Raw genomic sequence first — 21045 nt, 5'->3', positions numbered from 1 at the left:
CGATTAATAAATGTTGCTTGTCACGGTTCTGCTAATTATGAGTTGCAGAAGTTCTCCTTTGTCTGGGCAATAACCAACCACCGACGCAATCTCTTGCGGTCAAGGAATCTTCCAGATTCAGGGGGGAGTGTGGAGCTCGGGGGTGGGCCGCATGCCCAAGCCGGGGGAGGGGCCCACGACTGTAGGAGCAATGGTAAGGGCCATAGTTCAATTTTTGAGCAGCCGTTCGTCGACTTTGGCCCCCGGCTCTGTGATCGGCTGAGCATTTTTTGACCAGAAAGCCCATTCTGGTTGCGTCCGCCGCTTTCCCGGCGCCGTTGAGTCGGCGCGACGGGCGGTATCGTTCCCGGCTGGGCCTTGAACGGTTCGTCAAATTTTCTTGACGATGGGCGCGGCGATTCCGGTCGTCGCGGGCGGCGGCGATAACCTATCCCTTGAGCGGTAACGCTATTTCCTTGGGCAGGTTCATATGTTAAGAAAAACGCACGAATCACCCTCCCTCGGCGTTCACCTCAGGAAACCTCATGTCACTGCGTATTTGCATCCTGGAAACTGACATCCTCCGCCCCGAACTGGTCGACCAGTATCAGGGCTATGGCCGCATGTTCGAGCAGTTGTTCGCCCAGCAGCCGGTTGCGGCGGAGTTCAGTGTCTATAACGTGGTGGAAGGGCATTACCCGCCGGACAGCGAGCAGTTCGACGCCTACCTGGTGACCGGCAGCAAGGCCGACTCCTTCGGCGCCGAACCCTGGATTCAGACCCTCAAGACCTACCTGCTGGAGCGCTATCAGCGCGGCGACAAGCTGCTCGGCATCTGCTTCGGTCATCAGTTGCTGGCGCTGCTGCTCGGCGGTAAGGCCGAGCGTGCGGAGCAGGGCTGGGGCGTCGGCGTGCACAGCTACCGTCTGGAGAACCAGCCGGCCTGGATGAGCCCGGCGCTGGACGAGCTGCAACTGCTGATCAGCCACCAGGACCAGGTCACCCGCCTACCGGAGAAGGCCACGCTGCTGGCCACCAGCGACTTCTGCCCAATCGGCGCCTACCACATCGAGGATCAGGTGCTGTGTTTCCAGGGCCACCCCGAGTTCGTCCACGACTACTCCAAGGCGCTGCTCGACCTGCGTCAGCAGCATCTCGGCGAGCAGGTCTACCAGCAGGGAGTGGAGAGCCTGAAGCATCACCAGCAGGGCAGTACGGTGGCCGAGTGGATGATGCGCTTCGTCGCCCAGGGCAAGCAGGCCAAGGCCTGAGTCCTCGCCCCAGCAACCTGAAAAAGCCCGGCATGCCGGGCTTTTTCATGCTTGTAGCGGATGTTGCAGGACGAAGTGCGGCGACAGCCTTCTGCTCCTCGCTGGCGGCGGGGTCCCGGGCTGCAGCTTGAGGCTCTCGGCCAGGTCGAGTTGGTGCGCCAGCTTGTGGCTGCATTCGATGTTACGCGCGATGGCGCCGGCCGAACCTTTGCCGATGCCGAGCAGGGCGAACAGGGTGGTCAGCAGTGCCAGGCTGGCGAGCAGTAGCAGGCGGCCGCGTTGCCTTCTCATGGTGACGGGCTCCGGCTTCAGCTGCGCGACAGGGCGCCGAGCAGCGGCGGCAAGCGGCTGGCCAGGCTGTGCAGCGGCCCCGGTTGGTCGATGCTGGGGGCGTTCTGCTGCAGGCTGGCGTAGCTCAGCGCCAGCACAATGGAGGTGATGATCAGGTACAGGCCGATGGCGGCGAGGGCGCCGTTGCGGGCGGCTTGAGCGAGGTTGGACATTTCTGTGCTCCACGTCGATGGGATCGCGTGGGCACAGAGTCGCTCAAGTCATTTCGAACGAATAATGGATGATCTTAAGAGTAACTATCGATCAGGCTGATGCTTTATCGCGTCAGGCCTGCGCCAGCTCGCGATCCATGGCGGCGATGCAGTCGCTCATCGCCTGCTCGCAGCGTTCGATCAGGGCGGGCATGTCGTCCAGGCTGAGGCCGGCAGTGGGGATCGCCGGCAGCGAACGGATCAGGATGCGGCCGCTGTCCCAGCGGTTCAGGCGCATGGCCTTGGCATAGTTGCTGACGCACACCGGGATGATCGGCACGCCGGCGGCGATGGCCATCTGGAATGCGCCTTTCTTGAACGGCAGCAGGCCGCGCCCCAGGTTGCGCGTGCCTTCGGGGAACACCCAGATCGAGGTGTCGCGCTGACGCAGGGTTTCGGTGGTGGTCAGCATGGCGCGCTTGGCGGCGGCCGGGTTGCTGCGGTCGATCAGCACGTTGCCGGCCAGCCAGTACAGTTGGCCGAAGAAGGGCAGCCACTTCAGGCTCTGTTTGCCGATGCTCACGGTGCGCCGCGGCACCACGCGGCCGAGCACGTAGAGGTCGTAGTTGGACTGGTGGTTGGCGATGATCACGCAGGCGCGCCGATGCTCCAGCAGCGGGCGCACCTCGGTTTTAAGCTTAAGGCGCAGCAGGCACAGGGCCGGCAGGGAATAGAGGCGGGCACAGAGGCGGCTGTTGTCCGGGTTGAACGGTCGGCACAGGCCGATCAGCAGGCCGACCAGCCCGGCGAGGATGAAATGCACGCCCATCAGCAGCATGCGCAGAACGAAGAGCATTATTGGTACGACCGTCAGGGAAAAAGGCCGCGCAGTGTACGGGCGTTCACTCTGTCGGGCAATTGCGCCGAACGGCCGGCTGGCGAGCGGCAACGTCCGGGAATGTCAGGGGGGCGCGGCCCTGGGGCCGGCTCGGGGCGATCTCCAGCGCGCTCGTGCGGGGCCGGCAGCCCTGGCGGCCATCGCCCGGCAACGACAAGCCGGCGGCAAAGCGATTAAACTCCCCGGGTTTTTGCCGACCCGGATCCCCCGCCATGCAGCACCCCGCCGAACACTCCCCGCTGGGCAAGTCCAGCCAGTACATCGCCGAGTACAGCCCTGCGCTGCTGTTTCCCATCCCGCGCGCGGCGAAATGGGCCGAGCTGGGCCTGGATGGCGAGCACTTGCCTTACCGTGGCGTGGACTACTGGAACTGCTACGAGCTGTCCTGGTTGCTGCCCTCGGGCAAGCCGGTGGTGGCCATCGGCGAGTTCGCCATCCCGGCCGACTCGTCGCACATCATCGAGTCGAAATCCTTCAAGCTCTACCTCAACTCGCTGAACCAGACGTCCTACGCGACCTGGGACGAGGTGCAGGCGACCCTGGTGCGCGACCTCTCGGCGGTGGCCGGCAAGCCGGTGGCGGTGCGCCTGCGCAGCCTGGCCGAGGTGGCCGGCGAGGGCGTGGCGGTCTTGCCCGGCGTCTGTATCGACGAGCTGGACATCAGCGTCAGCCGCTACGACCAGCCGCAACCCGAACTGCTGCGTTGCGACCCGGAGCGCGTGGTGGAGGAGAGCCTGCACAGCCACCTGCTGAAGTCCAACTGCCCGGTCACAGGCCAACCGGACTGGGGCAGCCTGGTGGTGCAGTATCGCGGCGCGGCGCTGGATCACGCCAGCCTGCTGGCCTATCTGGTGAGCTTTCGCCAGCATGCCGATTTCCATGAGCAGTGCGTCGAGCGTATCTTCCTCGACCTGCAGCGCCTGCTGCAGCCGCAGGCGCTGACGGTCTACGCGCGCTACGTGCGCCGCGGCGGGCTGGATATCAATCCCTACCGCAGTACCGAGGCGCTCGCCGCGGACAATGCCCGCCTGGTGCGCCAGTAGTCGATGGCAGGAACGGCTGCAGCGCATGCTGCGGCCCGGGTGTCCGGTAAAACCCAGTGATGAAAAATGCCGCTGCCCCGGCAGCGGGCGAGCGGCATTCGGCGTCGTGGATGCAATCCGGGTTGCGGTCTGTGCGATGCTCCTGGCGTGCAGCGAGCCCGCCGGCCGGTTCAGATGCCCATATTGGCCAGGCTCTGCATGATGTTGCGCAGGGTGCCGGCGAGGGTCGGGTGGCTGGCTTCGAAGCGCTCCACCGCGAGGTTGACGCCGTCCACCAGGGTGGCGTCGGGGGCGGCCGCCGCCTGGCGCGCCAGTTGCAGTTCGATCTCCTGGGTCAGGACGTAGAGCGATGCCCGTTCTTCCTCGCTGAGCGGCGGATCCTGGGCCAGTTGATCGCGCAGGGTTTCCAGTTGCTGCTGCAGGTCGCGTGCTGGCATGGGGTTCTCCCTTGTCTGAAGACATAGGCATTGACCTCGAACTGCGGTCCAAGGTTTCTACCTGTGTTCAAGGGTACTCCAAGCCTGCCGGCTTTGCCTGATCTCAATCAAACCGCCTCAGGGCTTTTCCCCCTTGCTGCGCCGCATGCCGATATCGGCCAGGCTCGGGTCGATTTCGCCGAGGTGGTCGATCACCGAGTGGCTGCCCAGGCGATACAGCTGCAGCGTGGCCTGCGCCCGCAGGCGTTCGCGCTCGCTGCCGCTCAGGGCTTGCCAGTCGGCCGGCGCCAGGCCGCACAGCGGGCCGCAGGCGGCCAGGCCGATGGTCCAGCAGCCGGCATTGAGCCCGGCGCGCAGCAGCAGCGGGTTGCCGCTGACCAGGATGCAGCCGTCCAGGCGTTCGACCTGCAACTGGCTGAGTGCCTGCCAGCAGGCGTCCGGCGCCGGCCAGGGCCGGGCGCTGCGCCCGGCGCCGGCCGCCAGCGGCGCAGGCAGGGCCTCGGCCAGGCGCGCACTGGCGTCCGCGGGCAGGCTGTCCAGCCAGGCCCAGGGCGTGCCCTGAGCCTGCAGCCGTTGCAGCAACGGCGCGGCACCGGGAGTGAGTTCGGCGTGCTCGTCGGCGACGGTCGCCAGCATCTGCTGCAGCGCCTGCCGTTCCTGGGCCTGCGGCGGACGACCGAGCAGTTCGGCCAGGGCCTGCTCGGGGCAGTGAGCGCCAGCGGGTAGTTCGGTATCGGGATGCAGACGCTGCAGGGCGACCGGCAGGGTGCGGGCGCCGAAGTCGACCAGGCAGCCGGAAAGCTCGAATAGAAGGGCGGTGGGGGCGGTGTGAGGCATAGGGTCATCCCTGCGATGGTCTAGGCCACTCTAGTGCGCGCAGATGACCACAGGATGACCGGGCGATGACGCCGCTCAGCCTCCGCCGAGCAGGGCGCGCAGGTGCTCGGGCAGGGGCACCGAGCGTTCGCTGGCATGCTCGATCCAGACCAGCTTGCAGTAGCCCTCGCCATAGCAGCGCTGCGGATCTTCCAGGGTCGACAGGCGGTGTTCGAGCACCAGGCTGCTGCGGCCCAGGGCGCCGGCATACAGCTGCACCACCACGGTGGCGGGGTGAACCACGGGTTTCAGGTAGGTGTGCTGGGTCTGCAGCACCACCGGGCCCTGCGGGGCGTCGTTCATCGCCACGCCGACGCGTTCGAACCAGGCGATCCGCGCTTCTTCCAGGTACTGCATATAGAGGATGTTGTTGACGTGCCCGTAGCTGTCCATGTCGCCCCAGCGCACGGGGATATGGGCGGTGTGCAGAAGCATTTTCTCGATCATCGGGGTTGTCCGCTATGCTGCCATCAGGGGGCTCAGGCTATATACTGCGCGGCCTCGGTGGCCGCTGGCGGGTCGCCACACTACTTTTCTCAAGGAGAGACTGCAATGCATGTGAACGGTGCTCGCTGGATCGTGCGCCTCGGCGGCCTGATGGCGCTCGTCGGCCTGAGTCTGCTGCCTGCGATGGCGCAGGCCGCCTCGGAGGACGACCCCTGGGAAGGCTTCAACCGCGCCATGTTCCGCTTCAACGACACCCTCGACACCTACGCGCTGAAGCCTGTGGCGCAGGGGTATCAGGCAGTCACCCCGCAGTTTCTGGAAGACGGCGTGCACAACGTCTTCGGCAACCTGGGCGATGTCGGCAACCTGGCCAACAACCTGCTGCAGGGCAAGATGCACGACGCCGGAGTGGATACCGGGCGCCTGATCTTCAACACCACCTTCGGCCTGCTCGGCTTCTTCGACGTGGCCACGCCGATGGGCCTGCAGAAGAACGACGAGGACTTCGGCCAGACCCTCGGCGCCTGGGGCCTGGGCAGCGGCCCCTACCTGGTGATTCCGTTCCTCGGCCCGAGCAGCGTGCGCGACGCCACCGGCAAGCTGCCGGACAGCTTCCTCGAACCCTATCCCTACATGGGCCATGTGCCGACGCGCAACGTCACCCGCGCCGTGGATGTGGTCGACACCCGCGCCAGCCTGCTGTCGGCGGAGAAGCTGATCAGCGGCGACAAGTACATCTTCATCCGCAACGCCTACCTGCAGAACCGCGAGTTCAAGGTGCAGGACGGCCAGGTCGAAGACGACTTCTGAGTTTGGCGGGCATGAAAAAGGCGGCCCTTGGCCGCCTTTTTCGTAAGTGCAGATGTCAGCTCATCGACAGGATGGCCAGGCCCAGCGACTGGCGACCGTCGCCCAGATCGGCGATGCGCACCACCTCGGCCTGGGCGTCGAGGCCGGCCAGCTCGCTGTGCTCGGAGGGGATGTGGACCTTGACCCGGTCGCCCATGCTCAGCGCGACTTCGGCCTCGAGTTGCATGCCGGTACTGGACAGATCCAGACACAGCGCGGAAATCTCCCGCCCGCCATGGTGCAGGGTTACTGGCGCTTCCAGTCGCATGCGGATGTAGTCACGTTTCTCGCTGTACGCTCGATCGCTCTGACTCATGGACGCTGTCCTCTTGTTATAAGGTTCTCCTGCGGCTCTTATAACCCTCGCCGATTTGCCCTGTAAAGTCGCCGAACGACGACTGGCGCCGGCTTGAATCGGTCGACGGATGGGAGTACCGTCTGCCCCTTGAATTCGCCCTGACGCCACCTACGCGGCGCCGCGCCACGGGCCGTCACCCAATTGCCCCGGCGCAGTTTGCCTGGATACCCCATGCACAAAACCAGTGCCACTCTGCTGATCATCGATGACGACGAAGTCGTGCGTGCCAGCCTCGCGGCCTACCTCGAGGACAGCGGCTTCAAGGTGCTGCAGGCCAGCAACGGCCTGCAGGGGCTGGAAGTGTTCCAGCAGGCCAAGCCCGACCTGATGATCTGCGACCTGCGCATGCCGCAGGTCGATGGCCTCGAACTGATCCGCCGGATCAACGCCCTCGGCGTCGAGGTGCCGGTGATCGTGGTGTCCGGCGCCGGCGTCATGAACGATGCGGTGGAGGCCTTGCGCCTGGGCGCCGCCGACTACCTGATCAAGCCCCTGGAAGACCTGGCGGTGCTCGAGCACTCGGTGCGCCGCGCCCTCGATCGCTCGCGCCTGCGTTTGGAGAACCAGCGCTACCGCGAGAAGCTGGAAACCGCCAACCGCGAGCTGCAGGCCAGCCTGCACCTGTTGCAGGAAGACCAGAACGCCGGGCGCCAGGTGCAGATGAACATGCTGCCGGTGACGCCCTGGCAGGTCGACAGCCTGACCTTCGCCCACCAGATCATCCCTTCGCTGTACCTGTCCGGCGACTTCGTCGACTACTTCCGCGTCGACGAGCGACGCATCGCCTTCTATCTGGCCGACGTGTCCGGCCACGGCGCGTCCTCGGCCTTCGTCACCGTGCTGCTCAAGTTCATGACCACCCGGCTGCTCTACGAGTCGCGCCGCGGCGGCCTGCTGCCGGAGTTCAAGCCCTCGGAAGTGCTCGGCCACATCAACCGCGGGCTGATCAACTGCAAGCTGGGCAAGCACGTGACCATGCTCGGCGGGGTGATCGACGAGCAGAGCGGACAACTGACCTACAGCATCGGCGGCCACCTGCCGTTGCCGGTGCTGTTCGAGAAAGGCGAGGCCCGTTACCTGGAAGGCCGCGGGCTGCCGGTGGGGCTGTTCGAGGAGGCCGAATACGCCGATCACGTCATGCCGCTGCCCGAGTCGTTCAGCCTGACGCTGTTGTCGGACGGCATTCTCGACCTGTTGCCGGGCGAGACGCTGAAGGACAAGGAATTGGCGCTGCCACAACTGGTTAGCCAGGCTGGCGGCAGTCTAGACGGTTTGCGTCAAGTTCTCGGTCTGGCCAATCTGGGCGAGATGCCGGATGATATCGCCTTGCTGGTGTTAAGCAGGAACCTTGCATGAATCCTGGGATAAGCCCCGGTCGTATCCAATTCGCCGAGCAGGACGGGACCTTCGTCCTCAAATTCGTCGGCGAAGTGCGTCTGACGCTCTGTTCGGCGCTGGATGCCACGATTGAAAAGATCTTCACCGCGCTGAATTTCTCGGCCATCGTCATCGACCTGACCGAAACCCGCAGCATCGACAGCACCACCCTCGGCCTGCTGGCCAAGCTGTCGATTCTGTCGCGGCAGAAGGTCGGTCTGTTGCCCACCGTGGTCACCACCCACGACGACATCACCCGCCTGCTGCAGTCGATGGGCTTCGATCAGGTGTTCAATATCGTCGACCGGCCGGTGCCGTGCCCGGAGGCGCTGGATGATCTGCCGTCGCAGGATCAGTCCGAGGAGGTGGTCAAGGCCAAGGTGCTGGAGGCCCACCGCATCCTCATGGGGCTCAACGACTCCAACCGAGAGGCCTTCCACGATCTGGTCAGCGCCCTCGAACGGCACTGACAGGCGAACAATGCAAAGGGGCGCCCGCATGCGGGCGCCCCTTTTTGCGTTTCAGGCCCTGGCGGCGAGCAGCGCTTCGAGCTTTTCCTGATCGCGGGCGAACAGGCGGATGCCTTCGGCGAGTTTCTCGGTGGCCATGGCGTCTTCGTTGAGCGCCCAGCGGAAGGCGCTTTCATCCAGGCTGCGGCGGGTTTCGCCGGCGGCGCCGGGGGCTAGTCGGCGGCTCAGTTGGCCCTGGTCGTCGGCCAGTTGCTGCAGCAGCTCCGGGCTGATGGTCAGGCGGTCGCAGCCGGCCAGCTGTTCGATCTGGCCCAGATTGCGGAAGCTCGCCCCCATCACCACGGTTTGGTAGCCGTTAGCCTTGTAGTAGTCGTAGATGCGCGCCACCGACTGCACGCCGGGGTCCTCGGCGCCGACGAAGTCGCGGCCCTCGGCCTTCTTGTACCAGTCGTAGATGCGCCCGACGAAGGGCGAGATGAGGAACACCCCGGCATCGGCGCAGGCCTGGGCCTGGGCGAAGGCGAACAACAGGGTCAGGTTGGTCTGCACGCCGGCTTTTTCCAGCTGTTCGGCGGCGCGGATGCCTTCCCAGGTCGAGGCGATCTTGATCAGCACCCGCTCGCGGCCGATGCCGGCCTGCTCGTAGAGGCCGATCAGGCGTTCGGCGCGGCGCAGGGTGGCGTTGGTGTCGAAGGACAGGCGGGCGTCCACCTCGGTGGAGATACGCCCGGGAATGACCTTGAGGATCTCCTGGCCGACGGCCACGGCGAAGTGGTCGCAGGCCAGGCCGAGGTCGCCCCGGCCGGCTGTCACCGCGCGTCCCAGCAGCTCGGCGTAACGCGGCAGCGCGGCGGCCTTGAGCAGCAGCGAGGGGTTGGTGGTGGCATCCACCGGTTGCAGGCGGGCGATGGCGTCGAGGTCGCCGGTGTCGGCAACCACGGTGGTGAACTGCTTGAGTTGTTCCAGCTTGGAGGTCATGACGGAGCCTTGTCGTTGCGGATGTCACGACCTTACCCGAGGTGCCTGGGCGGCTCAACGGGCAGCGAGGGCTGTCACGCTGACAATGTTTGCGCGTGCGGGCTGCGCTGCTGCATGTCGCAGCTGAAGGTGGCCGAGGCGCTGTCCGGCGCCGATGACGAGCGGGGTATCCCCAGCCGCGCGCTGCACCGCCAGCTGAGCAGAGCCGGCGAACCGCTGCCGCTGGCTCAGTGCCCGCGCAGCAGCTCGGCGGCCTGATCGAGCAGCGCCAGCGGGTCCTTGACCTTGTGGATGTCCACCGACAGCAACTGGCGGAAGCGCCGTGCGCCGGGGAAACCCTGGGCCAGGCCGAGCACATGGCGGGTGATGTGATGCAGGGTGCCGCCTTCGCGCAGGTGCTGCTCGACATAGGGGCGCAGCGCGAGCAGGGCGTCCATGCGGGTGATGCCGCTGTCCGCGGCGCCGAATAGGCGGCTGTCCACCTGCGCCAGCAGGAAGGGATTGTGGTAGGCCTCGCGGCCGAGCATTACGCCGTCGAAGGTCTGCAGGTGCGCCTCGCATTCTTCCAGGGTCTTGATGCCACCGTTGAGGATGATCTCCAGGTCGGGGAAATCCTGCTTGAGCTGGGCGGCGACTTCGTAGCGCAGCGGCGGCACCTCGCGGTTCTCCTTCGGCGACAGGCCTTCGAGAATGGCGATGCGCGCGTGCACGGTGAAGCTGCGACAGCCGGCATCACGCACCTGGCCGACGAAATCGCACAGCTCGGCATAGCTGTCGCGGCCGTTGATGCCGATGCGGTGCTTGACCGTCACGGGGATGCTCACAGCGTCCTGCATGGCCTTGACGCAGTCGGCCACCAGCGCCGGGTGGCCCATCAGGCAGGCGCCGATCATATTGTTCTGCACCCGGTCGCTGGGGCAGCCGACGTTCAGGTTGACCTCGTCGTAACCATGCTGCTCGGCCATCTTGGCGCAGGCGGCGAGGTCCTGCGGGTTGCTGCCGCCCAGCTGCAACGCCAGCGGATGCTCGCACTCGCTGTAACGCAGGAAGCGCTCGCGATCGCCATGGATCAGCGCGCCGCTGGTGACCATCTCGGTATACAGCAGGGCGTGACGCGACAGCTGGCGCAGAAAGAAGCGGCAATGGCGATCGGTCCAGTCCATCATCGGCGCGACGCTGAAGCGACGGGACAGCACAGGGCGCGTTTTTTCTGGCTTTGAGGCTGATTCTAGAGGCATTTCGCGTGTCGCGTTCTCGATGAATTTTCAGGGGGGGCAGGGCTTTTTCTAAAGCAGGCGGTAAAATTTACCATCTGGAAAACTTCTTGTACCACCAGCTAGGAGGGGCAGACTGAATCGCCCCTAGTTTCGTAGACACCTCCAAGCCTCATACTGAGGCCCATCAGGAGGTGCCATGAGCAGCCAGCGTTACCTCGAAAAATTCAAGATCGAAGCGGTCAAGCAAGTCACCGAGCTCGGTTTGCGCGTTGCCGATGTGGCGGAGCGTCTAGGCGTGTCCGCGCGCAGCCTGTACGCCTGGGTAAAGCGTTACAGCAACCCCAGGCACAGCGGCAGCAGGTAGATGATCAGCAGGCCGAGCTGCGTCGCTTGCGCGCGGAACTCAAGCAGGTGACCGAAGAGCGAGACATTCAAAAAAAGGCCGCCGCGTACTTTGCCAAGGAGTCCGGCTGAAGTACGCCGTCATCAGCAAGCTGTCGGTGGAGTACCTGGTACGGCGTCTCTGCCAGACCCTCGTCAGCGAGCCGAACAAGGTCTGGGTCACCGATATCACCTACATCCGCACCTATGAGGGCTGGTTGTACTTGGCGGTGGTGCTGGATCTGTTTTCGCGCCAGGTGATCGGCTGGTCGATGAAGCCACGGATGTGCAGCGACCTGGCCATCGATGCCTTGCTGGTAGCGGTCTGGCGGCGCAAGCCCAGGCAGGAGGTGATGATCCACTCCGACCGGGGCAGCCAGTTCAGCCGCTCGGACTGGCAGAGCTTCCTCAAGGCCAGCAACCTGATCGGCAGCATGAGTCGACGCGGTAACTGCCACGACAACTCGGTCGCGGAAAGCTTTTTCCAGTTGCTGAAGCGGGAACGCATCCGACGGAAAACCTACGGCACCCGCGAAGAAGCCCGCAGTGATGTGTTCGATTACATCGTGATGTTTTATAACCCCAAACGCCGGCACAGCAGCGCTATGCAGCTATTGCCAGTGGAGTTTGAAAAGCGCTATTTCCAGAGCTTGGAGAGTGTCTAGGAAAACCGGGGCGATTCAGTTCCGTATAGATCATCCCTCATCAGCTTCGGCGGCTTGCCATAGGCACGTAGAAATGCCTGACGCATGCGCTCACGATCGCCGAAACCAGTCTCGCGGGCGATCACTTCTACGGGGTGACGGCTCGTCTCCATCATTACGCGCGCGGCCTCTAATCGCAGGCTTTCGACTGCTTTCGCCGGCGTTTTTCCGGTTTCCTCACGGAACACCCGGCTGAACTGGCGAGGGCTTAGTCGTGCGACATCTGCCAGAGCCTCGACCGAAAGATCGCTGCGCAGGTTTTCGCGCGCATAGGCCATTGCCAGTTGCACGCGGTCGGATTTCGGGTCTATCTCCAGCAGCGCCGAGAGCTGTGATTGCTCGGCGCCTCTGCGCTGGGCGATTACCAGTTTGCGGGCTACGCGGCGGGCCAGGTCAGGGCCCAGGTCGTTCTCGACCATGGCCAGGGCAAGATCCACTCCGGCACTCATGCCTGCACCCGTCCATATCTGCCCGTCGACCACGAACAGCCGGTCATCATCGATTTTGACGTTGGGGTGACGCTTCTTGAACTCGGGCACGTGCAACCAATGAGTCGTGACCCGTTTGCCTTCCAATAGGCCAGCTTCGGCGAGCACGAAGATACCTGTGCACAGTGATGCAATACGCCGCGATTGCGAGCTGGCGCTGGATAGACAGGTCAGCAGCTCGGGACTGGGTTCACCCAACTCCAGGTAGCCGCTGACGATGATGGTGTCATAGCCAGCCAGGCCGAGCGCCTCGGTATTGACCGAGAAGCCCTGTGACGACAGCACGGCTCCACCTTTCTCGGACACCAGAGTGAACCGGTAGACCGGCTCGCCATGCAGAAGGTTGGCGCACTCGAAAACGGAACCGACCGACAGGCTCAGCGCCTGGAATTGCGGGTAAACCACCAACGCCACGGTATGCATCGATCATTTCCTTTCCGCAGGCATGCGTCGATTGTCGGAGGGCTAGGTGGTTTGCGCAATCGGCTCGCGATGCATGTCCGAAATCCTTGCGGATATGACATTGCTGCTGTCGGTAGCGATTCCTAACATGCCCCCAACGAACTAGACGACTGGTCTACTGAGACAGGCAGCCATGACAACCACTGACAGCAACCATACCCGGCAGCGCATTTTCGACGCCGCTCAATCGATCATCGCCCGCAAAGGTTTTTCTGCTGTCGGGCTGAATGAGGTGCTGAATGCCGCGGGCGTGCCGAAGGGTTCCTTCTACCACTACTTCGCTTCGAAGGACGCGTTCGGCACGGCGCTGCTGGAGCACTACTTCGAGACCTATTTCGCTGACATGGATCGTATTTTTCAGGCCCCAGCAACCAGCGCCCAGGACGCGCTGATGCGTTACTGGCAACTGTGGATCTCCAACCAGACCAGTCAGGTCGAGTGCGGTAAATGCCTGGCCGTCAAGTTGGGCGCTGAAGTCGCCGATCTTTCCGAACCGATGCGATTGGCACTTCATCGCGGTACCGCGCAGATCGTCGAGCGGCTGGAGGCTGCGATCAGCAGAGGCGTGGAGGAGGGCACCGTCAGAATCGCTACCACGCCTGCCCAGTTGGCGCTGAGGCTCTATGCGATGTGGTTGGGGGCCAGTGTGATGACCAAGATCACCCGTACGCCCCATGAGTTCGAAGAGGCCCTGCTGCAGACACGAAGTCTTCTCGATAACCAGTGAACCCATGACCGGCAAGGGTCGGTCGAAACCAATGCAATGCTCACTATGAGGCAATGATCATGAAAGTTCTGATGGTACTGACATCCCATGACAAGCTGGGTGACACCGGCCAGAAAACCGGCTTCTGGCTGGAAGAGTTCGCCGCGCCTTACTACGTCTTCAAGGACGCCAGTGCCGACATCGTGCTGGCATCGCCAGCCGGTGGCCAGCCGCCTCTGGATCCCAAGAGTGATCTGCCGGACTTCCAGACCGAGGCGACCCACCGTTTCGCTGCCGATCCGGCCGCGCAGCAAGCCCTGGCCAGCACGGTGAAGCTTGCTGAGGTGAAGGCTGAGGATTTCGACACGGTGTTCTATCCAGGCGGTCATGGCCCTCTGTGGGATCTGGCGGAGTCGGACACATCCATCGCCCTGATCGAAAGCTTCGAGCGCGCCGGTAAGCCAATCGGTTTCGTCTGCCATGCTCCGGGCGTGCTGCGCCACGTTAAGGCTGCGGATGGCGAGCCGCTGATCAAGGGTCGCCGGGTGACCGGTTTCACCAACAGCGAAGAGGCCGCTGTAGGACTGACTGACGTGGTGCCTTTCCTCATCGAGGACGAGTTCCAGGCACTTGGCGCACGTTATGAGAAAGCCGGCGACTGGCAGCCGTTCACCGTCGTCGACGGGCGCCTGGTCACTGGTCAGAACCCCGCCAGCTCAGAGTCCGCTGCCAACGCCTTGCTCAAACTGCTGGCCTGATTCGCGCAATCTGCAGGGCTCAGACGAACCCGTGCAAGTAATGAGCGGGCGCATTTTGCGCCCGCTCTGAGCACCCTCGCGCACGCTACCGCATAACAACACCGCAGCAGCAGTCGCTTTTTGGGTGACGGGATTTCTGCTGCCTGAAGAAAGCTGTCTTGATTATTTAAGTCAATAGATTTTCATTTGGATTCAAGGAGATAAGCTAATGTCTACTGTCATGAAAGATTCCCGCTCCAGCAGCGTCTTCGATGGCCCGTACTACCTGTCCATCGCTGGTAAGCTGGTCAGCACCGATGCGCATTTCGATGTGTTCAATCCGGCGACTGGCGAGGTATTCGCCAAGGCTCCGTCGGGTTCGCCTGAGCAACTGGAGGCGGCGATCGCTGCTGCCAAGGATGCGTTCAAGACCTGGTCGGTCCTGAGCTACGACCAGCGCCAGCGCTATCTGGATGCCTATGCCGATGCGCTTTTGGAACACCGCGATGAACTGGCTCGCTTGCTGACGTTGGAACAAGGCAAGCCGCTGAAAACCATGGCCGAGCCGGAAGTTGACCAGGCGATCTCGTGGATTCGCCAGATCGCTGCGCGGCGTATTCCGGTGGAGATCGTCGAGGAGAACGACAACCACATCGTGGAGCTGCATCACACGCCGCTGGGTGTGGTCGGTGCGATCACGCCGTGGAATTTCCCGGTGTTGCTGGCGCTGTGGAAAGTGGCGCCCGCGCTGATCACCGGCAACACCATGGTCATCAAACCGTCGCCATTCACACCCCTCACCACCTTGCGCTTTGGGCAGATTGCTCAGTCCGTGCTGCCTGCTGGTGTGCTTTCAGTGGTTTCAGGTGGCAACGAGCTGGGCCCGCAAATGACCGCTCACCCGGACATCGCCAAGATCAGCTTCACCGGCTCCACCGAGACCGGCAAGCATGTCATCCGTTCGGCTGCAGGCACCGTCAAGCGGCTGACCATGGAGATGGGCGGTAACGACGCGGCAATCGTCATGCCTGATGCCGACTGGCAAGCGATCATCCCGCAACTGTACTGGGGCGCCGTCGGTAACTCGGGGCAGTGGTGTGTGGGTATCAAGCGCCTTTACGTGCATAGCAGTTATCGCAATGAGTTCGTGGCAGCGTTCGTTGAGTATGCGCGGCAGCAGGTCATGGGTGACGGTCTCGACCCGAACGTGACCGTCGGCCCCGTGCAGAACAAGATGCAGTACGACAAGGTTCGTAGCTTCTTGGATGACATCAAGGCCAATGGTTACAAAGTGGTATTGGGCGGTGAGGTAGACGAGAGCCGTCCTGGCTATTTCATCCCGGTAACTGTGGTCGACAACCCGCCAGAGAGCTCGATGATCGTGCAGCAGGAGCAGTTCGGACCGATCGTGCCGATCATCGCTTACGACGACGTCGACGATGTCGTAGCCCGCGCGAACGACAGTCCATTCGGCCTGGGTGGCTCGGTCTGGGGGCGTGATACCCAGGCAGCGGTGGCTGTGGCCAATCGCCTGGAAACCGGGATGGTCTGGGTCAACGAGATCCACACGCAAGGCATCGATATTCCCTTCGGTGGCCACAAGCAATCGGGTATCGGCACTGAGCACGGCCATGAGGGCCGCCTGCTGTTCACCAACCCGAAAACCGTGTTGATCAAGAAGTAACGCCTGAGCGGCCTCTCCAGCAGAGGGGCCGCACTCCCACTCATCAAGCCCATTGGGCGCCAGGTGCGTCCATTCGCGTCCGTGCGCCTGTCGATTCGTGCCGGCGCCTGCACAGAGGATAGAAATCATGAAACACACTGCTCTGTTTACCCCCATCGACATGGGGCGTATCACTCTCAAGAACCGCATCGTGCTGCCGCCGTTGACTCGTCAGCGCAGCGCCCAGCCAGGCGATATCGCGACTGATCTGATGGCCACTTATTACCGCCAGCGTGCCGGTGCCGGTTTCATGGTCAGTGAGGGCACCCAGATCGAACCGCGTGGCCAGGGCTATGCCTGGACGCCCGGTATCTACAACCAGGCTCAGATCGATGGCTGGCGCAAGGTGACCGAAGCGGTGCATGCCGAAGGTGGCGTGATCTTCGCCCAGCTCTGGCACGTCGGTCGCGTTTCCCATAACGCGCTTCAGCCTGACGGGCAGGCGCCCGTGGCGCCATCCGCCATTCAGGCGCAGAAGGTCAAGGCGTTCATTCAGACCGGCCCTGGTGTCGGCGAGCTGGTTCAGCCGTCGCTTCCACGCGCACTGGAGCTGGCTGAAATCCGCGATCTGGTCGGGCAGTACGCCCAGGCTGCACGCAATGCCATCGACGCCGGTTTCGATGGCGTGGAAATTCACGCAGCCAACGGTTATCTGGTCAACCAGTTCATCTCCGCACATTCCAACCAGCGCAATGATGCTTACGGTGGCTCGCTGGAGAACCGCCTGCGCTTTTTGCGCGAGATCGTAGACGCCGTGGCCGCTGCCGTGGGCGCGGATCGCCTTGGTGTGCGCTTCACCCCGTTGTTCACCGGCACCGATCAGGACCGGGTGTACATCGGTCTGGTCGAAGAGGACCCGCACACCACCTATATCGAAGCCATCAAGGTGCTGGAGGCAGCAGGTGTGGCCTATGTGTCGATCGCCGAGGCGGACTGGGACAACGCACCAGATTTGCCCGAGAGCTTCCGCCGCGACGTACGCACGAACTTCAGCGGGAAGATTCTCTACGCCGGTCGTTATACCGCCGAGCGTGGTGAGCGGCTGATCGAGGCTGGGCTGGCCGACCTGATCGCATTCGGTCGTCCCTTCATCGCCAACCCCGATCTGCCTGCACGCATCGCCAACGGCTGGCCGCTCAACCCGCTGGATCCTGCCACTGTCTATGGTGGCACGGAGAAGGGCCTGACGGACTACCCGACCTACTCGGACTGACGTTCACATCTGGCGGCGTGGCCTCGACGCGAATGTACGAGGACACGCCTGCGTAACTGCTCGCTGCGTAGGAAGCCTTCGTCATGTCTGTCAAATCCGTACCGATCAAACGCGATGTTACGCCTGGTCTGGCGTATCCGGCCTTGGCTGGCGGCGGGGTCCGTGCTCCGTCAGTCGCAGCGGTGGTCGTGTGTATCCTGCTCGTCGCGCTCACGCTGCGCCCGGGCATCGTTTCCATGGGGCCATTGCTGACCTCCATAATCAATGAGCTGGGATTGACTCATACCCAGGCCTCGCTGCTGACCGCGATTCCAACCTTGCTGATGGGGTTGCTGGCATTGCCCGCACCCTGGCTGGCGCATCGATTTGGGCGGGACCGGATCATCCTGCTGGCGCTGATCGTGCTGGGCACCGCGATTATCTTGCGTGCGCTGGCGGGCTCCATTGGGCAGTTGTTTGCCAGTACTGCGGCAGTCGGGGCGGGTATCGCGGTCGCCGGAACACTGTTTTCCAGTTACGTGAAGGCGCGCTCGCCGAATCGTATCGCGTTGTTCATGGGTATTTATGCAACGGCCATCGGCCTGGGCAGCACTGTCGCTGCGGTGGCGACCGGCCCGCTCGGTCAGCTCATCGGCGATTGGCGGTGGGCGGGCGGTTTCTGGGCGCTGCCGGCACTGTTGGCGATCATCGCCTGGGGAGTGATCGAACGCCGCAGCCTTGCCGAGCCTGTCGCAGTCTCGTCGAAGCCGGCGCCAAGGATGCCCCTGCGCAATCCCACGGCCTGGCTGATCGCACTGTTCTTCGCCTGCAACAACCTGGTGTTCTACGCCCTGATTGCCTGGTTGGCACCGATGTATATCGAGCGTGGTGAGAGCGCCAGCTCGGCTGGCTTGGTCCTGGCCAGTTATACCCTGGGGTTCATGCTGGCCAACCCGGTGTTTGGCTTGCTCAGCCGCAGCGATGATCGACGTCTGTTGCTTGCCGCGAGTTCCAGCATCGCCTTGCTGGGCAGCCTGGCGATGGCCGTTGCGCCTGATGCCATGCCGCTGGTGACTGCTGCAATTGCGGCTTTTGGCACCGGAGGTGCCTTTACCTTGGGTATGACCTTACCGCTGGACAATGCTTCGACACCTGAGGAGGCTGGCGCCTGGACTGCTTTTGTGATGTTGCAGAGTTATCTGGTCGGCGCTGCCGGTCCGTTGCTCGTGGGATATCTGCGTGACAGTGCGGGTCACTTCCAGTCGGCCTTGTGGCTATTGGTGGCAATAGGTGGGCTTATGTTGATGGTGACCCCGTTCTTGCAGCCTTACCGTAATCGCAGGCTGAAGGGGTGTTGTTGTGGTTGAGGTTTCTGATTGCAGCCATCTCTTGTCATTCCGTGCAGCACAAGCCGAGGCGCTGTAACGAAAGGCGACAGTTTTGACTTGGCAATATTCGCTATCTAGCGTGGATACCGTCGCCAGTAAACATGCTCACACAGAGAACCACGACGCTGCGCACTTTAGGGTCCATGTAGCGGCTGGATGCAAATACGGCATGTACGGGCGCTGGTGTCTCCGCCTACTCGGGTAACACGGGCGACCAGGCACCATCCGCCACGTAAGGCTCAGCCATGAAACGAGGCAGTTGAGCGATTCCGAGCCCTTCGAGTGTCAGATTTTTCGCGGCGATCATGCTGTTGACCGCGCAGCGAGGAGGCACTGCGATCCTCTCTGTCTGGGGGCTGTTGAAGAGAGACCAATTGGCTCGGCCGCGAGTGGTTTTCATGATCAGATCATGGCGTTTCAAATCACTGACGGTGGACGGAGCGATTCAGAGCTGTGATTTTTCGACTTCGCTGTAACGCCAGCTCGTCTCGTCGATCTAGTTGAATGCCGGCACGCAAAACACCTTTGCCCGGCTAACCCAGATCACCCGAGGATACGCACATGACGATGAAATCCACCGCAGCTACTGGTGCTGCTATCGCTTTCGCTGCTGCGGCCATGTTTGCAGGCATGTCCGGCACTGTTGTGGCGGCTGAAGAGGCCAAGGTGCATTGCTACGGCGTCACATCCTGCAAAGGCCAGAACGACTGCAAGACCGCCGAAAATAGCTGTAAAGGCCAGGGCGCTTGTAAGGGCCACGGCTTCAAGGTCATGACCAAGGCCGAGTGCGATGCGGCAGGCGGTACTGTCGGCGAGTAGGTGAGCTGGGGCGACCGCTGTGCGGTGGCCCCGCATCACCAGGCAAGGAGTCAGCGATGAATGCTCAACGCGGCAATCTGGGTTTTGGCTTGGGCCTGCGCAGTACCTATTACCAAGCCATTCTTGAGCAACAGCCGGCCATCGACTGGTTCGAGATCGTCTCGGAAAACTACCTGGTAGCGGGTGGCAAGGCTCTCTACTTTCTCGATGCCATCGGCGAGCAGTACCCGCTGGTGATGCACGGCGTGTCGCTGTCGATTGGCGGCCCGCATGAACTCGACCGCGACTACCTGCGCCAGCTCAAGCACCTTGCCGCGCGGGTGCGGCCGGCGTGGATCTCCGATCACCTGTGTTGGAGCCGGGGCAATGCCCACCAGCTGCATGACCTGCTGCCGCTGCCCTACACCGAGGAGAGCCTGCAGCATGTAGCGGCACGGGTGCGCCAGGTGCAGGACGTGATCGAGCGGCCGCTGGTGCTGGAAAACGTCTCTAGTTACCTGCGCTGCGCCGATGACCAGTTCAGCGAGTGGCAGTTTCTCAGCGCCCTGTGCGAGCTCAGCGGCTGTGAGCTGCTGCTGGACGTCAACAATGTCTATGTCAGCGCACGCAACCACGGGTTCGACGCCTGGACCTTTATCAGCAGCCTGCCCAAGCAGCGCATCCGTCAGCTGCACCTGGCGGGCCACAGCGATTACGGCAGCTACCTGATCGACACCCACGATCAGCCGGTCAGCGACCCGGTGTGGCAGCTCTATAAACGCACCCTGCAGCAACTGGGGCCGGTGTCCACGCTGTTGGAGCGGGATGATCATTATCCCGACCTGGATGTGCTGCTCGACGAGCTGAACACCGCGCGTCGGCTTGCCGCTCAAGCGCTGCAAGGAACGCCGCGATGCGCCTGAGTGACTGGCAGGCGCAGGTACAGGCCTACCTGCTGAACCCCGACTCCCAGCCCAACCCAGAATTGCGGACTAGCCTGCTGGGAAGCGCCGCGCTGAGTGCCGAACAGGGGCTGGCGATATACCACAACGCCTACCGAGCGCGCCTGCTGGAGGCCTTGCGCGGTGATTATCCGGCGGTGCATGGCTGGCTTGGCGACGAGGAGTTCGATGCCCTGGCCCTGGCCTATCTCAATGCGCACCCCTCGCAGCATTTCAGTCTGCGTTGGCTCGGTGCGAAGCTGGCGGCGTTTATCGATGGATACCTGATCCCCGCGCAGGCCACTCCGCTCAGCGAGTTGGCGCGTCTGGAATGGGCCTTTACCCTGGCGTTCGATGCGCCGGAAGGCCAGCCCCTTAGCCTGGCGCAGATGGCCGAACTGCCCGCCGAAGACTGGCCGTCGCTGCAGGTCCGTCTGCTGCCCAGTGTGCAGTGGCTGGCGTGCCGACATAACAGCCTGGCGATCTGGCGCGCGAGCAAGGAGCAGAGTGACTTCCCCGGCAGCCAGTCACTGGCTGAGGTGGAAACCTGTGTGGTCTGGCGCGATCAGCTCATCACCCGCTACCGCAGCCTGGCGACAGATGAAGCCACTGCGCTGCGGGGTATGACCGAGCAGGGGTGGACCTTTGCCGAACTCTGCGCCCAGCTCAGTGAGCTGGGCGAACAAGCACCGCTGCAAGCTGTAACCTGGCTGCGCCAGTGGCTAAGTGACGGGCTGCTGCAAGAGCACACGATGGACTGACGGGGCATGCCACAGCGTGGATAGCTTGGTGAAGTTATTTACCGAGCTTCTAGCAACTAAGTTTCTGATTGAAGCGTAAGAT

The 21045-nt window shown here is 63.1% G+C and carries 25 protein-coding genes and 1 pseudogene; 15 read left to right on the top strand and 11 right to left on the bottom strand.

Going from position 1 to position 21045, the window contains the following annotated elements; translation table 11 throughout:
• Positions 1 to 524 precede the first annotated feature (524 nt).
• Positions 525 to 1250 carry an amidotransferase gene (locus tag AC1G9C_RS12925; RefSeq protein WP_021441961.1) on the top strand — a complete coding sequence of 242 codons (726 nt, stop codon included), beginning with the start codon at positions 525 to 527 and terminating at the stop codon, positions 1248 to 1250.
• Positions 1251 to 1295: 45 nt separating this feature from the next.
• Here the strand turns inward: AC1G9C_RS12925 and AC1G9C_RS12920 are convergent, their stop codons facing one another.
• The 3 genes from AC1G9C_RS12920 to AC1G9C_RS12910 form a co-directional block, all read right to left on the bottom strand.
• Positions 1296 to 1541 (bottom strand): hypothetical protein, encoded by a 246-nt coding sequence (locus AC1G9C_RS12920; protein ID WP_021441960.1) that lies wholly within the window; start codon positions 1539 to 1541, stop codon positions 1296 to 1298.
• A gap of 17 nt (positions 1542 to 1558) precedes the next feature.
• Positions 1559 to 1753: a hypothetical protein gene (locus AC1G9C_RS12915; RefSeq protein ID WP_021441959.1), complete on the bottom strand. Its 195-nt coding sequence runs from the start codon at positions 1751 to 1753 to the stop codon at positions 1559 to 1561.
• Positions 1754 to 1865: 112 nt separating this feature from the next.
• Positions 1866 to 2588 carry a 1-acylglycerol-3-phosphate O-acyltransferase gene (locus AC1G9C_RS12910; RefSeq protein ID WP_457787138.1) on the bottom strand — a complete coding sequence of 241 codons (723 nt, stop codon included), beginning with the start codon at positions 2586 to 2588 and terminating at the stop codon, positions 1866 to 1868.
• A gap of 254 nt (positions 2589 to 2842) precedes the next feature.
• On the opposite strand from AC1G9C_RS12910, the gene queF reads away from it, so the two are divergent.
• Positions 2843 to 3673 (top strand): NADPH-dependent 7-cyano-7-deazaguanine reductase QueF, encoded by an 831-nt coding sequence (queF, locus tag AC1G9C_RS12905; RefSeq protein WP_480407755.1) that lies wholly within the window; start codon positions 2843 to 2845, stop codon positions 3671 to 3673.
• A 170-nt stretch (positions 3674 to 3843) separates the two neighbouring features.
• On the opposite strand, the gene AC1G9C_RS12900 is transcribed toward queF, so the two are convergent.
• The 3 genes from AC1G9C_RS12900 to AC1G9C_RS12890 form a co-directional block, all read right to left on the bottom strand.
• Positions 3844 to 4110: a DUF4404 family protein gene (locus AC1G9C_RS12900; RefSeq protein WP_021441956.1), complete on the bottom strand. Its 267-nt coding sequence runs from the start codon at positions 4108 to 4110 to the stop codon at positions 3844 to 3846.
• Positions 4111 to 4227: 117 nt separating this feature from the next.
• On the bottom strand, positions 4228 to 4947 hold the full coding sequence (pcrP, locus tag AC1G9C_RS12895) for an HAD superfamily inactivated hydrolase PcrP (protein ID WP_480407754.1): 720 nt from the start codon (positions 4945 to 4947) through the stop codon (positions 4228 to 4230).
• Positions 4948 to 5022: 75 nt separating this feature from the next.
• Entirely contained in the window at positions 5023 to 5433 is a 411-nt protein-coding gene (locus tag AC1G9C_RS12890) for an acyl-CoA thioesterase (RefSeq protein ID WP_021443178.1), read from the bottom strand.
• Between the two features lie 105 nt (positions 5434 to 5538).
• On the opposite strand from AC1G9C_RS12890, the gene AC1G9C_RS12885 reads away from it, so the two are divergent.
• A complete protein-coding gene (locus AC1G9C_RS12885; protein WP_021443177.1) occupies positions 5539 to 6243 on the top strand; it encodes an MlaA family lipoprotein in 705 nt (234 codons plus the stop codon).
• A gap of 55 nt (positions 6244 to 6298) precedes the next feature.
• Here AC1G9C_RS12885 and AC1G9C_RS12880 read toward each other — a convergent pair whose 3' ends face one another.
• Positions 6299 to 6598: a PilZ domain-containing protein gene (locus tag AC1G9C_RS12880; RefSeq protein ID WP_031302907.1), complete on the bottom strand. Its 300-nt coding sequence runs from the start codon at positions 6596 to 6598 to the stop codon at positions 6299 to 6301.
• Positions 6599 to 6811: 213 nt separating this feature from the next.
• Between AC1G9C_RS12880 and rssB the strand changes: the two genes are divergently transcribed.
• A complete protein-coding gene (gene rssB / locus AC1G9C_RS12875) occupies positions 6812 to 7996 on the top strand; it encodes a two-component system response regulator RssB (protein ID WP_021443175.1) in 1185 nt (394 codons plus the stop codon).
• Positions 7997 to 8004: 8 nt separating this feature from the next.
• Positions 8005 to 8487, top strand: a complete 483-nt coding sequence (gene rssC / locus AC1G9C_RS12870; protein ID WP_031302906.1) for an anti-sigma factor antagonist RssC — start codon at positions 8005 to 8007, stop codon at positions 8485 to 8487.
• Positions 8488 to 8538: 51 nt separating this feature from the next.
• Here rssC and tal read toward each other — a convergent pair whose 3' ends face one another.
• Positions 8539 to 9465 (bottom strand): transaldolase, encoded by a 927-nt coding sequence (gene tal / locus AC1G9C_RS12865; protein ID WP_457787135.1) that lies wholly within the window; start codon positions 9463 to 9465, stop codon positions 8539 to 8541.
• Between the two features lie 114 nt (positions 9466 to 9579).
• On the opposite strand from tal, the gene AC1G9C_RS12860 reads away from it, so the two are divergent.
• Positions 9580 to 9723, top strand: a complete 144-nt coding sequence (locus AC1G9C_RS12860; RefSeq protein ID WP_480407753.1) for a hypothetical protein — start codon at positions 9580 to 9582, stop codon at positions 9721 to 9723.
• Here AC1G9C_RS12860 and dusA read toward each other — a convergent pair.
• Positions 9693 to 10703 (bottom strand): tRNA dihydrouridine(20/20a) synthase DusA, encoded by a 1011-nt coding sequence (gene dusA / locus AC1G9C_RS12855; protein ID WP_480407752.1) that lies wholly within the window; start codon positions 10701 to 10703, stop codon positions 9693 to 9695. The two genes, AC1G9C_RS12860 and dusA, sit on opposite strands and share 31 nt — an antisense overlap.
• Positions 10704 to 10878: 175 nt before the next feature.
• On the opposite strand from dusA, the pseudogene AC1G9C_RS12850 reads away from it, so the two are divergent.
• Positions 10879 to 11728, top strand: a pseudogene (locus AC1G9C_RS12850) (IS3 family transposase).
• On the opposite strand, the gene AC1G9C_RS12845 reads toward AC1G9C_RS12850, so the two are convergent.
• A complete protein-coding gene (locus tag AC1G9C_RS12845) occupies positions 11725 to 12678 on the bottom strand; it encodes a GlxA family transcriptional regulator (protein ID WP_480407751.1) in 954 nt (317 codons plus the stop codon). The pseudogene AC1G9C_RS12850 and the gene AC1G9C_RS12845 overlap by 4 nt on opposite strands.
• 172 nt (positions 12679 to 12850) lie before the next feature.
• On the opposite strand from AC1G9C_RS12845, the gene AC1G9C_RS12840 reads away from it, so the two are divergent.
• The 5 genes from AC1G9C_RS12840 to AC1G9C_RS12820 all read left to right on the top strand — a co-directional run bounded on the left by AC1G9C_RS12840 (position 12851) and on the right by AC1G9C_RS12820 (position 18442).
• A complete protein-coding gene (locus tag AC1G9C_RS12840) occupies positions 12851 to 13444 on the top strand; it encodes a TetR/AcrR family transcriptional regulator (RefSeq protein WP_480407750.1) in 594 nt (197 codons plus the stop codon).
• 59 nt (positions 13445 to 13503) lie between these two features.
• Positions 13504 to 14181, top strand: a complete 678-nt coding sequence (locus tag AC1G9C_RS12835) for a type 1 glutamine amidotransferase domain-containing protein (RefSeq protein WP_480407749.1) — start codon at positions 13504 to 13506, stop codon at positions 14179 to 14181.
• Between the two features lie 208 nt (positions 14182 to 14389).
• On the top strand, positions 14390 to 15844 hold the full coding sequence (locus AC1G9C_RS12830; protein WP_480407748.1) for an aldehyde dehydrogenase family protein: 1455 nt from the start codon (positions 14390 to 14392) through the stop codon (positions 15842 to 15844).
• A 127-nt stretch (positions 15845 to 15971) separates the two neighbouring features.
• On the top strand, positions 15972 to 17096 hold the full coding sequence (locus AC1G9C_RS12825) for an alkene reductase (RefSeq protein WP_480407747.1): 1125 nt from the start codon (positions 15972 to 15974) through the stop codon (positions 17094 to 17096).
• Positions 17097 to 17179: 83 nt separating this feature from the next.
• Positions 17180 to 18442, top strand: coding sequence for an MFS transporter (locus AC1G9C_RS12820; RefSeq protein ID WP_480407746.1), 1263 nt, complete (start codon positions 17180 to 17182; stop codon positions 18440 to 18442).
• A gap of 214 nt (positions 18443 to 18656) precedes the next feature.
• Here the strand turns inward: AC1G9C_RS12820 and AC1G9C_RS12815 are convergent, their stop codons facing one another.
• On the bottom strand, positions 18657 to 18863 hold the full coding sequence (locus AC1G9C_RS12815) for a LysR substrate-binding domain-containing protein (protein ID WP_480407745.1): 207 nt from the start codon (positions 18861 to 18863) through the stop codon (positions 18657 to 18659).
• Between the two features lie 161 nt (positions 18864 to 19024).
• On the opposite strand from AC1G9C_RS12815, the gene bufA2 reads away from it, so the two are divergent.
• Genes bufA2 through AC1G9C_RS12800 form a run of 3 tightly spaced genes read left to right on the top strand, consistent with a single transcriptional unit; the run spans position 19025 to position 20963 of the window.
• On the top strand, positions 19025 to 19282 hold the full coding sequence (gene bufA2 / locus AC1G9C_RS12810; RefSeq protein WP_457790820.1) for a BufA2 family periplasmic bufferin-type metallophore: 258 nt from the start codon (positions 19025 to 19027) through the stop codon (positions 19280 to 19282).
• Between the two features lie 56 nt (positions 19283 to 19338).
• The gene (gene bufB / locus AC1G9C_RS12805) at positions 19339 to 20184 is read left to right on the top strand and encodes an MNIO family bufferin maturase (RefSeq protein WP_480407744.1); all 846 of its coding nucleotides are present in this window, start codon (positions 19339 to 19341) and stop codon (positions 20182 to 20184) included.
• Positions 20175 to 20963 carry an HvfC/BufC N-terminal domain-containing protein gene (locus AC1G9C_RS12800; protein WP_480407743.1) on the top strand — a complete coding sequence of 263 codons (789 nt, stop codon included), beginning with the start codon at positions 20175 to 20177 and terminating at the stop codon, positions 20961 to 20963. The genes bufB and AC1G9C_RS12800 overlap by 10 nt, the downstream gene beginning before the upstream one ends.
• Positions 20964 to 21045 lie beyond the last annotated feature (82 nt).

The organism is Pseudomonas sp. ABa2 (assembly GCF_056676075.1).
This window is presented reverse-complemented; position numbering and strand designations above follow the sequence as displayed.